Origin of the sequence: Daejeonella sp., assembly GCF_036405355.1 — a bacterium.
In the GTDB taxonomy this organism is placed as follows: Bacteria; Bacteroidota; Bacteroidia; order Sphingobacteriales; family Sphingobacteriaceae; genus Daejeonella.
In genome coordinates, this window is the sequence record NZ_DASWXT010000122.1 from 111,633 (window position 1) to 125,929 (window position 14,297).

At 39.8% G+C, this 14,297-nt stretch carries 13 protein-coding genes and 1 pseudogene; 5 read left to right on the plus strand and 9 right to left on the minus strand.

What is annotated here, in order from left to right; all coding sequences use genetic code 11:
• Positions 1-129 precede the first annotated feature (129 nt).
• Together mutY and VGE44_RS15320 are read left to right on the plus strand one after the other, a co-directional pair.
• Positions 130-1,206, plus strand: a complete 1,077-nt coding sequence (gene mutY, locus VGE44_RS15315; protein ID WP_331080698.1) for an A/G-specific adenine glycosylase — start codon at positions 130-132, stop codon at positions 1,204-1,206.
• 23 nt (positions 1,207-1,229) lie between these two features.
• Positions 1,230-1,694 (plus strand): single-stranded DNA-binding protein, encoded by a 465-nt coding sequence (locus VGE44_RS15320; RefSeq protein ID WP_331080700.1) that lies wholly within the window; start codon positions 1,230-1,232, stop codon positions 1,692-1,694.
• A 341-nt stretch (positions 1,695-2,035) separates the two neighbouring features.
• Here VGE44_RS15320 and VGE44_RS15325 read toward each other — a convergent pair whose 3' ends face one another.
• The 9 genes from VGE44_RS15325 to VGE44_RS15365 form a co-directional block, all read right to left on the minus strand.
• The gene (locus VGE44_RS15325) at positions 2,036-2,878 is read right to left on the minus strand and encodes a hypothetical protein (RefSeq protein WP_331080702.1); all 843 of its coding nucleotides are present in this window, start codon (positions 2,876-2,878) and stop codon (positions 2,036-2,038) included.
• 9 nt (positions 2,879-2,887) lie between these two features.
• Positions 2,888-3,568, minus strand: coding sequence for a hypothetical protein (locus tag VGE44_RS15330; protein WP_331080704.1), 681 nt, complete (start codon positions 3,566-3,568; stop codon positions 2,888-2,890).
• Positions 3,549-4,100, minus strand: a complete 552-nt coding sequence (locus tag VGE44_RS15335) for a sigma-70 family RNA polymerase sigma factor (protein ID WP_331080706.1) — start codon at positions 4,098-4,100, stop codon at positions 3,549-3,551. The genes VGE44_RS15330 and VGE44_RS15335 overlap by 20 nt, the downstream gene beginning before the upstream one ends.
• Before the next feature lie 105 nt (positions 4,101-4,205).
• Positions 4,206-5,507: an amidohydrolase gene (locus VGE44_RS15340; protein ID WP_331080708.1), complete on the minus strand. Its 1,302-nt coding sequence runs from the start codon at positions 5,505-5,507 to the stop codon at positions 4,206-4,208.
• Between the two features lie 42 nt (positions 5,508-5,549).
• Positions 5,550-6,278, minus strand: a complete 729-nt coding sequence (locus tag VGE44_RS15345; RefSeq protein ID WP_331080710.1) for a copper homeostasis protein CutC — start codon at positions 6,276-6,278, stop codon at positions 5,550-5,552.
• A gap of 11 nt (positions 6,279-6,289) precedes the next feature.
• Positions 6,290-6,958, minus strand: a complete 669-nt coding sequence (locus VGE44_RS15350; protein WP_331080712.1) for a PAS domain S-box protein — start codon at positions 6,956-6,958, stop codon at positions 6,290-6,292.
• 11 nt (positions 6,959-6,969) lie between these two features.
• Positions 6,970-7,989 carry a N(4)-(beta-N-acetylglucosaminyl)-L-asparaginase gene (locus VGE44_RS15355; protein WP_331080714.1) on the minus strand — a complete coding sequence of 340 codons (1,020 nt, stop codon included), beginning with the start codon at positions 7,987-7,989 and terminating at the stop codon, positions 6,970-6,972.
• A gap of 398 nt (positions 7,990-8,387) precedes the next feature.
• Positions 8,388-10,133: an aspartate--tRNA ligase gene (gene aspS / locus VGE44_RS15360; protein ID WP_331080716.1), complete on the minus strand. Its 1,746-nt coding sequence runs from the start codon at positions 10,131-10,133 to the stop codon at positions 8,388-8,390.
• 113 nt (positions 10,134-10,246) lie between these two features.
• Positions 10,247-10,549, minus strand: coding sequence for a hypothetical protein (locus VGE44_RS15365; protein ID WP_331080718.1), 303 nt, complete (start codon positions 10,547-10,549; stop codon positions 10,247-10,249).
• Positions 10,550-10,844: 295 nt separating this feature from the next.
• Between VGE44_RS15365 and VGE44_RS15370 the strand changes: the two genes are divergently transcribed.
• The 3 genes and pseudogenes from VGE44_RS15370 to VGE44_RS15380 form a co-directional block, all read left to right on the plus strand.
• A complete protein-coding gene (locus tag VGE44_RS15370) occupies positions 10,845-13,211 on the plus strand; it encodes a TonB-dependent receptor (RefSeq protein ID WP_331080720.1) in 2,367 nt (788 codons plus the stop codon).
• A 53-nt stretch (positions 13,212-13,264) separates the two neighbouring features.
• Positions 13,265-13,900 carry a thiamine phosphate synthase gene (locus VGE44_RS15375; RefSeq protein ID WP_331080722.1) on the plus strand — a complete coding sequence of 212 codons (636 nt, stop codon included), beginning with the start codon at positions 13,265-13,267 and terminating at the stop codon, positions 13,898-13,900.
• Positions 13,901-14,059: 159 nt separating this feature from the next.
• A pseudogene (locus VGE44_RS15380) lies at positions 14,060-14,297 on the plus strand (thiamine pyrophosphokinase); the annotation flags it as partial.

The window sequence follows — 14,297 nt, forward strand, 5'->3', positions numbered from 1 at the left end:
TTTGTACTGTTATTCTAATTGATTTGGGGTTGCAAAAGTATTGGTTTTAATTCAATTTGGGAAATAAATCTGCTTTTTTTTCAAACCAAGTCGCTATAAAACAAATAGTAAGGTATTTTTGCTGCTTAAATGAGTAAAACCCACTCAAGAGCAATGACATTTTCTGAAGAAATTATTGACTGGTACCAAAAACATAAAAGGGATCTTCCCTGGAGAAATACAAACGATCCTTATATTATCTGGCTATCTGAAATAATCATGCAGCAGACCCGAGTAGAACAGGGAATGCCCTATTTTGATCGTTTTGCTGAAAAATATCCAACAGTCGAACATTTTGCTTCGGCCACCGAAGAAGAAATATTAAAACTCTGGCAGGGACTGGGATATTACTCAAGAGGCAGAAATATGCATCAAACTTCACTGACAGTGATGGAGGAACATGCAGGCTATTTTCCTAAAAATTATGATTCCCTGATCCGTTTGAAAGGAATCGGAGAATATACAGCAGCAGCAATATCTTCATTTTCATCTAATGAGGCTAAAGCTGTTGTTGATGGTAATGTTTTCAGACTGCTTTCCAGATACTTCGGTATTGATACCCCAATCAATACCGGTAAAGGAAAAAAGGTTTTTACCGATTTAGCAAATGAACTGCTTGATCATACGCAAGCCGGAATTTTTAATCAGGCAATAATGGAGTTCGGATCATTACAATGCAAACCTAAAAATCCGGATTGCCCGACGTGTCCACTGCAAACTTCCTGTGAGGCGCGTCTGAAAAACAGAATCTATGAACTGCCTGTCAAAATAAAAGCTCAAAAAAGCAGAGAACGGTATTTCAATTATATTCTGGTATTAAAAAATGATCAGATTCTGGTAAACAAACGCCGCTCGGGAGATATCTGGGAAAACATGATCGATCTCCCTCTTTTTGAGACAGAAAGCCCGGCTGAGATTTCGGATCTTGTCCAGTCAGAAAATTTTATAAAGGCTTTTGGCAAGCAGGTGCTGATTCATTCCGTTTCTAAACCTGTAAAACATATTCTGAGTCACCAGAAACTCAATACAACTTTCATTCAGATAGAGAATTTTACTAATGATTTTCTGCAGGATCAATCCTGGTTCTACGTAAGCAGAGAAGAACTCGAAAAACTGCCGCAGCCTAAACTAATTTTTCAATTCTTCGAAAATTTCTTTAAATTGTAATTGAACCATCTATATTAAAGAACATGTCAGGTATTAACAAAGTCATTTTAGTTGGACATTTAGGTAAAGATCCTGAAGTCCGGCATTTAGATGGGGGAGTTACTGTCGCTAGCTTCCCTTTAGCAACTTCAGAAACCTATAACAAAGACGGTAGAAAAATAGAGCAAACCGAATGGCATAATATTGTTATGTGGAGAGGTTTGGCCGATATTGCTTCAAAATACCTGCAGAAAGGCAAGCTGGTTTACATCGAAGGTAAATTAAGAACCCGCTCTTTCGAGGATAAAGAAGGTCATAAAAAATACACTACAGAAGTAGTTGCTGAGAACTTCACTATGCTTGGCCGCAAAAGTGATTTTGAGGGGCAGGGTGAAAATAATCACCAGAAATCTGATGAGGAGCATGGAACAAATAATAATCATATCATAGCCAAAGAGGATCAGCCGATGAATTATGAAAAGGGCATTGATGACGATTTACCTTTTTAGGCCGGGAATTTAGTTCTTAGCCTTTAATTGGAAAACTGATTGTTTAAATGCGAGCAAAAATTCGTGGATTGATCGATATTAGACAGATCAATTTTTCTGATAGACTAATGGGTTTTAGGTTCACACCAGATTCTGGTTTTGGACTCTGGCCTATGAAAAAATTTACCCTTTTTTATTTGAAAATGAACGCCACTGCCTTTGGCTGCCGCTAGTCCCGTGATCCATTGCAAGCCCGGCAATGAAATCAGCATAAAATGACATTATTTCTTGCCGGAGGCTTTCCATTTCTCCCGGGTTTAGGTACTTCATTCATTGCAAATCACAAACTATCATTGATATAGCTAAAGGATTTTAATGCTAAAACCAGGGAATACTTCCTTAAAATTCTTTGTGACATATATTTCAGGACTTAGCCTGATAAATTTCGACTTTGTCACTACCGATGCGAATAATTTAAAAGTGTTTTTACCATAATAGTTGCCCTCACGTTCGACCAGATATCCAATTCCAGCCTCATATTCGCTTAAAGGCAGGTTTGATCTAAGTTTTGTATTGAATCGGTTACCTAAACTAAGGTTTACAAATGTATTGTTAAAAGTTGTTGAGCTGGTACTGGTAATGGTATGCTCAAACGTATAATAACGATTTGCTGTCAGGGCCATAAATGTAGCAGCAGGCAGACTTTGCAATGAATAATAGTCCTGTTTTTGTGGTATAAAAACAATTCCACCCTCAAAAACCGGACTAAATTTATTGCGTATTAATCCTCCACCTAGATTAAATTTCAAAGAAAATGGAATGTCACTTTTAACATTTTTAGAAAACTTTGATTTATCTGAATGTGCAAGCTCAGATTTTTTTTTGAAACGTTCCTTTGGCGATAAGCCATCGATAAGAAACAATGAATCATTTCTTCGCTTAATATATACTGCCCTTTCTTCCTTACTCATCGCTCTAAAATCCTTTGCTGAAAGACCGGGTATTCTTAGCGAATCACGCATCCTTCTTAATGCCAAATTGATCAATGAATCCGAATTAGTATTCCTGAAGGTATTTAAATCATCAGCAATAAGGATGATCTTCTGCTTTTTTGGGGTTTCAATTATCAGCGTATCGGGTTTGGTCTGCGAAAATGCCGAGAATGAGAAAAGCATCATTGTGAGCGATAAAACTACTTTTTTCATGATTTTGGTTTAAAATTTAATTCTAAATTTTTTTTCTGGTTCTACTTCGACACCTGAAGCATAAGCAGATGTATCGCTTGTTTGAATTTCGAAGATTCTGATTTTGAATCTTTTGAATGCGAGCTTGCTATCTGGCGGAAGCCCAGTATTAATGGGGTCACCCCTTTTGAATATCACTTTGATTTCGGATTCCACATCTTTTACTACCACCGGCAGCTCATTTTTTACTTCTACGGGTTCTTCTATTTTTAAAAAACCTGCCTGGGTAGAGTCTACTCTTTGGATAATATTATCCGTGACTGCAAACACAACTATCGACTGATTAATACTGTTTATAACTTCCTTTTTTGAGGGTTTAATATTTGAGATTTCGGTTTTTTGCTCCTCTGATTTATTAGATACAATTTCCACAGTTCTGGCTTTCGTTTGAGGCAATTCAATTACCTTGCTTGATTTTATGGCAGGTTTTTGTTTTTTAGCTATCTCTACAAACTTTTTAGACTGCTGAAATAAAATTGACAAGCCAAGTATCAATATCAAAGATGCTGCAGCAATGAGAAACCCATTTCTCCTCCTTTCACCTTTTTTAATACCTTTCCAAATCTGATCTTTGTTGAAGAGAGGAGCATATTCCACATCAAACTTTTGGATCTTATCCTTAAGATTTTTGTCAAACTTTTCTTCGTCCATGATTTTCAGTTTTATTAAATAATTTTTGCTTCATAAGTCTTCTTGCTTTATTAAGCTGAGAACGTGATGTTCCCTCACTAATGCCAAGCATTTCTGAAATTTCTGCATGAGAATATCCTTCAATCGCAAATAAGTTAAGTACCGTACTATATCCCGCTGGCAGGGACTTTATTGCTTCGAAAATGTAAACCGCATCAATCTTTTCCAGTCCTGAGTCATTGAAGCCAATCTCTTCTGCTTCATCCTCACTAACAAGGGTCAAACTGCTCTTCTTTCTCAAATGCATTAGACACTCATTGATCATTATCCTTTTTATCCATGCCTTTAATGAGTTGTTTTCCCGGTATTCAAACTGAAAAATTGAATTAAAAACCTTTGTAAAGCCACGGGAAAGTACATCCTCAGCATCTTCATCCAGTTTCAGGTAACGCGAACACACATTAAACATTTCCCGGGAATAACTATCAAATAGCTTTCTCTGGGCATTATGACTGTTTCTTTTACAGCCTTCTATGGTTTCATGTGTAATCACGGTTCAATCTATTAAATGCAGATTTAAAGGGATTCGTTGCCTTGAAACAAAAATAGCCCGGAAAATTCCAGGCTATCAGCATATTTTGTAAGAATCTAAGAGATCTTATTTTACCTCCATATAATCAAGCGTAAGCCCGGCCAGTGCTTTCACTCCAAGCTTAAATGAACTTTCGTCGATCATAAAATCAGGGGTGTGATGTGATGGGGCAGTTTTAGGATCCATTCCTTTAGGCATTCCTCCTAAGAAGAAAAATAATCCCGGAACCTTTTCCTGAAAAAATGAGAAATCTTCAGCGCCCGTTATTGGTGGTATCAGCTTCACATTCTCTGCCCCTGCGACTTTTGCAAGGCTGGGAAGCATCTTTTCAGTTAAAGCCGGATCATTGTAAGTTACCGGATAATGATTGCTGTAGGGAATCTTTATTTCAACGGTGGCACCACCGGCCTCAGCCGTTTTTGTTGCAATTGTTTTAATCCGGTCGATCAGCATTTTCTCATCTTCAACACTCAGAGCCCTGATGGTTCCCAGCATCTCTGCACGCTCAGGAATAATATTAGAACGTACACCGGCATGTAATGAACCGATTGTCACCACTCCTGCGTTTTCAGTTACGTTCAAGTTACGGCTTACAATAGTCTGTAAATTATTGATAATCTGTGCTGAGATCACAATCGGATCAACCGATGCCCATGGAGCAGCACCATGTGCCTGCCTTCCCTTCACAATGATCTGCATATCATTTACTCCGGCCATCATGCCACCCGGACGATAGGTAATCTTCCCGGCTTCTGTTTGTGCCCATATATGCAATCCAAACGCAACATCTACTTTAGGATTTTCGAGTACTCCCTCTTTAACCATCAGTTCAGCACCGCCCTCAACTCCGGGAGCCGAGCCCTCTTCGGCAGGCTGAAATACAAATTTCACAGTTCCTTTCAAGTCGGCTTTCATCCCGGACAACACCTCAGCAACACCCATAAGTATCGCAACATGAGAATCATGACCACAGGCATGCATTACCCCTACTTCCTGCCCATTGTATTGTGTCCTTACTTTTGAGGCAAAGGGGAGCGAATTTCTTTCAGTAACAGGGAGTCCGTCCATATCTGCACGCAATAAAACCACAGGACCGGGTTTTCCGCCCTTCAGAATGCCAACAACACCGGTTCGGGCTACTCCAGTTTTTACCTCAATTCCCAAACCTTCAAGATGTTTTGCAATAATTCCTGCAGTTCTGGTCTCATAATTCCCCAATTCAGGATGTTCATGAAAATCGCGACGCCATTCGATAACCTTTGCTTCAATTTTATCAGCTGCTGTATTCAGCTTTGATCTCGCAGGAACTGTCTGAGAAATTGCAGGTATAGAAAACAGGCATAAGCCTGCAAACAGTAATTTATTCATTTGAATTGATTTGTTTTTAAAAGTAAGGAAATTATGAGAAATTCAATATACCCAGCCAATCTGTCTAAGGATCTCCTTCAACTTCTGCACATGTTCTCCATCTGTTTCCATTAAACGATAGGGCTGTTCATTTACCGGATCAACACTATTTTCGACAAGCTTTTTGGCAGTAGTATGAAATTCATATGCACCTGTCTCAGCGGCGATCTTCTGTAAATTTCTATGGGTTATTCCCGAACCTGGCATAACATTGATCCTGAATCCTGCCTGCCTTACCAGAGATCGTAGTTTTTCGGTTCCATCGGGGGCAAACTCTTTCCCACCCGAAGTCAAAACACGATGACATCCCAGCTCAATAAGGTCTTCGAGCGACCTTTCCATAGAAACACAACGGTCAAAGGCCCGATGAAAAGTGATTTCCATTTCACCTGCAAGTGCTATCAGCTCAGCACATCTTTCCATATCAATAGTAGAATCCTTCCTGAGCATCCCGATGACAATGCCTTTACATCCCATTTCCCTGCAACAGAGCACATCTTCCCGCATTATTTGAAATTCATCAGGAGTAAATACAAAATCACCACCGCGCGGACGAATAATTGGAAAAAATGGAATTTCCAACTGCGTTTTACTTTGTACAATCATCCCATATGAAGGAGTAGTACCTCCTTCAGCCAGATTATCGCAAAGTTCAATCCGGTCAGCTCCAAATGCCTGTGCAATCAAGGCTGAACTGATGCTTCCAACACAGATCTCGAGTTTATAAGACATGAAAAAATGAATTATTTGCTTTCATCTGAATTGATTTCTGATTCTGGCCTAAGCTCATTCATAAAAGAGCTGAGTCTTTTTATAAATTTATCAAGATCTTCTGCAGAAACTTTAAGACTGCTGATTAACTCTGCACATTCTTCATTAACAGTGCTGTAATCCTGAAGAATCTGTATTATCCCTAATATTTGAGAAACCGGGTGCCTCACTTCATGCGACACCATAAACAGCATTTTTTCGAGATTTTTAACATATTCTTTCTGTTCCTCCTCAATCCTCTTCCTGTCGTCAATTGGGGTTCGCAATGAGAAATACTCGGTTATCACTCCATTATTATCATGAATAGGAACGATTGTACTGTCCAGCCAGAAAAATGTACCATCTTTAGCCCTGCTTTTTACATCCGAGCGCCAGACCTTTCCACTTTTTATGGTTTCCCAAAGCTCTTTAAACATTGATGATGGGTGATAATTTGAATTTACAATACGATGATCCTGACCGAGCAGTTCCTCTCTGGAATACTTACTTACTTCACAAAATTTATCATTGACATAAATTATTTTCCCTTCTGAGTCAGTTACAGAACAAATAGCATTGATATCTATGATTTCCTTGTACGCTTTGAGCAGCTGTAACAAGTCCTTTTTTGTATTGCTTCTGTTTTCAAAGTATGCCCTCATCGATCTTCTCCTTAATAATAGCTAGGCGATTTTATTAATTGGTTTTGATCATTTTGATTGCATACTGCAAAACTGAAGCCTCTTTGTATCGCATATCCGCCAAACTGGCCTTTTTTATTCAGTGCCAGGAAACCTACCTGGATTTGTTTTGCTGTTTCAGGTTTCTTCCTGATTATACGCATGACCGCTTCTTTACAGGCTTCCTCTGGTGAATAGCCCTGTCTCATTAGTTCAACAACCAAAAAGCTTCCTACATTTCGAATCACTTCCTCGCCTACACCCGTTGATGTTGCACCTCCAATTTCATTGTCAACATAGAGTCCTGCGCCAATGATTGGCGAGTCACCTACACGCCCATGCATTTTGTAGGCCATCCCACTGGTTGTACAGGCACCTGACATATTTCCTGCTGCATCTAAAGCAAGCATCCCGATGGTATCATGGTTAAACTGATTACCGGGTAGTTTCGCCGGACTGAAAAGCCTGTTTTCCACATTTATTTCCGGATTATACTTTGCAGTTTTAAGCCATTCTTTCCAGGCTCTTTCTGAGGCGGGAGTCAATAGATTTTCTTTTTTAAACCCTTGATCCAGTGCAAATTGCAGAGCTCCTGAACCTACCAGCATGACATGCGGTGTTTTCTCCATAACTTTTCTGGCAACAGAAATGGGATGAATAATATGCTCCAATGCTGCCACACTTCCACAGTTCCCAAATTCATCCATGATGCATGCATCCAAGGTTACCCTGCCATCTCTGTCGGGCAATCCACCGTATCCAACAGATTGATTGTTAGGATCAGCCTCCGGAACATGGACTCCGGTTTCGACAGCATCCAGTGCCCTCCCCTTATTCTTTAATATTTGCCATGCGGCGGCATTGGCGGCGATCCCAAAATCCCAGGTTGAAATTACGATTGGTGATCCGGTAAAGAATGAATCATCCACAGTCATTCCTAAGGATTTATTTCCGGATAATACAGAGGCACCTGCCAAAGAACCCACTGCTAAAAATTTACGGCGACTGATCATATTTAAAGTTAAGTAAAGATCCCATTCACAGAAATATTTTGGGATATTAAAATACGGGTTCGGGAATGGTAGGTGTGGATTAATTATCGGCATTTCGGCGCTAAAGCACCTGTATTGTTCCTTTCCGGTCATTAGGTTTTGGGCTGAAGCCCGGCCCGAAATCCAGACTCTGACCCGGAGCTAAAGCACCGGGCTATACAGCGATGCAGTTATCCCAACACTCAGTATTCTATTTAATCATAACATTAGTACGGTTGATCAATAGGCCCCAGCTTTAGCTGGGGTTAACGAGTCCGTTTTCGGGCTTCAGCCCAATATTCAGAGAGATGTGAGGAAAATTATATTGGGCTTTAGACCAATCCGAAAACTGAATCTTCACCCGGAATTACAGCACCGGGCTATACCGTTGTACTGATTTTCAACTCTTTCAATTGCTCATCAGCAATCGTAGAAGGGGAATCAATCATAACGTCCCTGCCAGAATTGTTTTTAGGGAAGGCAATAACATCCCGGATAGAATCCAGTCCGGCGAAGATAGAAACCAGCCTGTCAAATCCAAAGGCAATTCCTCCATGCGGTGGAGCACCATATTCAAAAGCATCCAGCAAAAATCCAAACTGCTTTTGAGCCTCCTCTACACTGAAACCAAGATGTTTAAACATCAATGACTGAAGCTCCCGGTCATGTATACGAATTGACCCACCACCAATCTCAGTACCATTAACCACCATATCATAAGCATTCGCACGAACCTGTCCAGGATTGGTATCCAGCATCGCAATATCTTCAGGTTTTGGTGAGGTAAAAGGGTGATGCATTGCATGATATCTGCCGCTCTCTTCATCCCATTCTAAAAGAGGGAAGTCCAGCACCCAAAGCGGGGCAAATTTATCTTTGTCGCGCAGCCCTAAACGGTTGCCCATTTCGAGGCGTAGTTCATTGAGTTGTTTGCGTACCTTATCGGTTTGTCCTGCCATGATCAGGATCAGGTCACCGGGTTCAGAATTAAAAGCTTCAGACCATTTCTTCAAATCATCCTCATTATAGAATTTATCTACTGATGATTTTAAACTTCCATCAGCGCCATGACGCATATAAATCAGGCCTGTTCCTCCTATTTGAGGGCGTTTGATAAAATCTGTCAGTTCGTCAAGCTGCTTTCTGGTATATTCAGCACAAGCTTTTGCATTGATGCCAATAATTAAATCAGCCTGCTCAAAAACAGGGAAATCTTTTCCTTTAACGATATCATTCAATTCCACAAATTTCATGTCGAATCGGGTATCAGGCTTATCAGAGCCATATAAACGCATCGCATCAGCATACTGCATTCTGGGAACTTCTGTAAGATCAATACCTTTAACATTTTTGAATAAGGTTCTGATAAGGCCCTCGAAAACATTCAGAATATCCTCCTGCTCAATAAACGCCATTTCACAATCTATCTGAGTGAATTCAGGCTGTCTGTCAGCACGAAGATCCTCATCGCGGAAGCATTTTACGATCTGAAAATATCTGTCAAAGCCAGAAACCATCAGCAATTGCTTAAAGGTTTGAGGAGATTGGGGCAAGGCATAAAACTCCCCTGGATTCATACGGCTTGGGACTACAAAATCACGGGCACCTTCAGGGGTCGACTTAATTAATACCGGGGTTTCGACTTCAATAAAATCCATTCCATCGAGGTATTTTCTGACCTCCTGAGCCATTTTATGTCTTAATACCAGGTTATTTCTAACCGGATTACGACGTAAATCCAGATAACGGTATTTCAATCTCAGGTCATCACCACCATCAGTTTCATCTTCAATCAAAAAGGGAGGAAGCTTAGCTGCATTAAGCAGTTCAAGTTTGGCAACCTTAATCTCAATATCACCAGTAGCCATTTTCGGGTTCTTGTTTGAACGCTCAATGACCTTCCCGCTGACTTTGATTACAAATTCCCGTCCAAGTTCACGTGCCTGCGCTCTCATTTCTGCATTATCATCTGAATTGAAAGTAAGCTGCGTAATTCCATAACGGTCGCGCATATCAATAAAAGTCATTCCTCCAAGATCGCGCGATTTCTGCACCCAACCGGTTAGAGTTACTTCCTTATTCAAATCAGCTATGGTTAGTTCGCCGCAAGTATGTGTTCTTAGCATAATTTTATTCTAATCCGCAAAAGTACATTTTTTGTAAAAACGATAAGTAATTTATTGATTTTTTGTAAAAACGATATAATATCTCACCCAAATTTGGTTTTCAGGCTATTTTACTATGAAACACTTATAAAAAACGCAAATAAAAGAGCAAATAAAACAATTGCCGAAGCTATACTTTGCAGCAATAATGAGATATTCCTCGTCAATCCCAGGCTTCCCAATCCGATTTGAATAAGCTTCTGCATGCCAAAAAGCATAAGAACATAAACCCCGAGGAAAAACAGGTTTGTAAATTCTAAAATTCGGGTAAAGTTGTATTTACCTTCATCTGCATAAAAAGCATAGAAAGTTAGAATGATTGAAATAAATAAAGGAAATACCAGATCCGATTTGAATCTCAACATCGTTGATTTCATCAGTGTATTTTTTGATTTATACTAAAATATCAATTTTTCTATATATTTGTCCCATCAACAGGGGTGCCTTGTTTGCGAAATCAAACACAAAAACAGGCTGAGAATATACCCATCTTATAGTTGAGAATTGACAGTTGACAATTGAGAGTTTCCGCGCGGCACTTTCAGCTTTCAGCTTTCAGCTTTCAACTTAAAGAGCACCTGATCCGGATAATGCCGGCGTAGGGAGGTACAAGTTAATAAGCTGCATATAACCCCATTATGCAGGATTTTTAACTAAAAAAAATAATTCAAATTGAAAAAGTTATTAATTATCGCTTTAGCGATTCTGATGCCTGTTTTGGCTTCAGCTCAATTTTCTATTACAGGAAAAGTTTCAGAAAAAAATTCAGGTTCGGCACTCAGAGCTGCCAGTGTAAGTTTAGAAGATCCTGGTTTATCAACACGGACTGATGCGAACGGAAATTACATTTTTAAAAATTTAAAGGCCGGGAATTACCGGATTAAAGTTACTTTTCTTGGTTTTCATACAATTGAAAAATCCATCAGCCTGGAAGGGGATATCAATCTTGATCTGGACCTAATTCCTAATAATCTGCTGGCTGATGAAGTACTGGTCAGGGCTACCCGGGCATCCGAAAATTCGGCAAGCACCTACCGGAATATCAGTAAGGAGGAGCTTGAAAAAAACAATCTCGGACAGGATTTACCTTTTCTGTTAAATCAAACTCCATCGGTTGTTGTCAGTTCGGATGCAGGGAATGGAATCGGTTATACCGGCATCCGCATCCGCGGAAGCGACCCAACCCGTTTAAATGTAACGATTAATGGTATACCATATAATGACCCTGAAAGTCAGGGTACCTTTTGGGTAAATCTGCCTGATTTTGCCTCATCTGTAGACAATATTCAGATCCAAAGAGGTGTTGGAACATCAACAAATGGTGCAGGCGCCTTCGGGGGCAGTTTAAATATCCAAACTACCACCAAACAGGACTCTGCCTATGCCGAGCTTAATAATACTTTTGGATCATACCAGACTATGAAAAATACGATCAATGCCGGTACCGGACTGATCAATAATAAATTCAGTTTCGATGGCCGACTATCCAGAATCAAGTCGGATGGTTATATAGACCGTGGTTCATCCATGCTTAAGTCCTATTTCTTAAGTGGAGCATATTATGGAAAAAAGGATTTGCTCCGGGTCAATGTCTTTTCAGGATCTGAAAAAACCTATCAGGCATGGAATGGAGTACCGGAAAATCTGCTCAAAACAAACCGGACATTTAATGGCTTCACTTATGATGATCAGACTGATAATTATACACAGGATCATTACCAATTCCTGTATTCTCATACCTTCTCTGATAAATTCTCAGCCAATACGGCCCTGCATTATACCTATGGAAGAGGCTATTACGAAGAATTTAAGGAAGACCAGAAGCTTGAAAATTATGGTATCAATCCACAAATAGTTGGAGGAAGTACCATTGCCAGAAGTGATTTGGTCAGGCGCCGCTGGCTGGATAATAATTTTTACGGCCTGACTTATTCTCTAAATTATATTCCATCAAAAGAGCTTACATTCACTTTAGGTGGAGCCTATAATGAATATGATGGCGATCATTTCGGCGAAGTGATTCGTGGTCAGTTTATACCGCTGGCTAATACTATCACACCGTATTACAAGGGTAATGGTTTTAAAACTGATTTTAATACTTATGCTAAGGCAGATTTCGAACTTGGGAAACTGAAGTTATTTGCTGATCTGCAGTATAGAAGCATTAATTACAGGGTGAACGGAACCGATAAAAACAGAATGGCTTTGAATCAGGAGGATCAGCTGAATTTTTTCAATCCGAAGTTTGGTCTGAGCTACGCTCTAAACTCCCGCAATAATTTATACGCCTCAATTGCGGTTGCCAATAAAGAACCAAACCGTGATGATTATATTAATTCAACAGCGGCTAACCGGCCATCTTCAGAAAATTTACTGGATCTTGAGGCCGGATATAGGCTTGGAGGAAACAGATTTAATGCCGGCATTAATGCTTATGCAATGATGTACAATGACCAGCTGGTTCTAACAGGAAAGGTAAACGATGTGGGCGAATATATCCGTCAAAATGTCGCAGAAAGCTCTCGTTACGGCATTGAAGCTGATGCAAGGGTACAGATCAGTAATAAATTATCCTGGGCATTAACTGCTTCAATAAGTGATAATAAGATCAAAAACTTTACAGAATATGTCGATGATTACGATAACGGGGGTCAAATTGTAAATAATTACACAAATACGGACCTTGCATTTTCACCAAATTTTATCGGATCAGGGGAACTGAGTTTTCAGGCTTTCAAGAAAACTGAAATTGCTTTATTAAGCAAATATGTAAGTAAGCAGTATCTGGATAATACCTCCAATTCGCAAAGAAGTCTGGATGCATTTTTTGTAAACGATCTGCGTTTAAGGTATAATACTTCGTTTAAAGGAATAAAAAATATCGGATTAACCCTTCTGGTCAATAATGTCTTCTCTGAACTTTACGAAGCGAATGGATACACCTTCAGTTATATGTACGGAGGAGACTTTACAACTGAAAATTATTATTACCCGCAGGCGCCGCGTAATTTTTTACTTTCCTTAGGTTTGAAATTTTAAATCAACGCTGACAGTCCCGGATGATCCGGGACTGTCAGCGTTATATCCGGATTATGAAAAAATATATCTCCAAATTCCATTACCTGACACAGGATCTTCCGCATCGAAGCCATGTGGAACAAACTGAAATAGCCTGTAAAGCAGGTGCCAACTGGATCCAGTATCGCTGTCTGACAAAATCTGATTCTGAACTTATTGAAGAGCTGCATCAGGTAGCATCGATCTGCGACGACTGGGGTGCCACCCTGATCCTAACCGATCATTTTCATCTGCTGGAACAGATTGATGCTCAGGGTGTTCATCTGGAGGATATGCAGGCAGATTTTAATAAAATCCGTGAAATTATCAGTGATGAGAAGACCCTCGGAGCATCAGCTAATACCTTTGAAGATATCCAGCGCATTTTTTCATCAGGTGTGGTGGATTATATTGGCTGCGGACCATTCTCGCTCACTAAAACCAAACCAAATGATTTCCCCTTACTGGGAATAGATGGCTACACTGAACTGATAGCGAAAATGAACGATACTGGCATTGAGATGCCGGTTTTAGCTGTTGGAGGAATTAAAATTGATGATACGGAGCATCTTCTCAAAACCGGAATTCATGGAATTGCAGTTTCAGCATCTGTGAATCTGGCGGATAACCCTGCTGAGGCATTTAAGGATTTTTATAAAAAGATCTATTGAAATTGAACAAGGATCAAAGAACAAAGATTAAAGTATTGTCCCGTTAACAGGCAATTCAATCTGTTTAATCAATCCGGACTTATCTCTTTGTTCCTTGATCCTTATTCTTTGATCCTTGTTCATTGCTCTTTATTTCTATAAAATATCTAAGTTTGATGTATGTCATCCCATCATATTGTTCGCGAAAAACAGGAGCCTGCATTGCTGATCCTGAGCCTCGAAGGTTTTGAATACGAAAATCTCGGACAAATCCTTGAATGGAGCCCTACAGTAATCGTACTACAGGATATTTATGACCTAGCCGACTCACTTGCCTTTAAAATTGATGCCGTAATTACCCCTGACCCCCATTTCAATGCTCAGGAAAACACAAAATTGATCATTACAGATACTGATC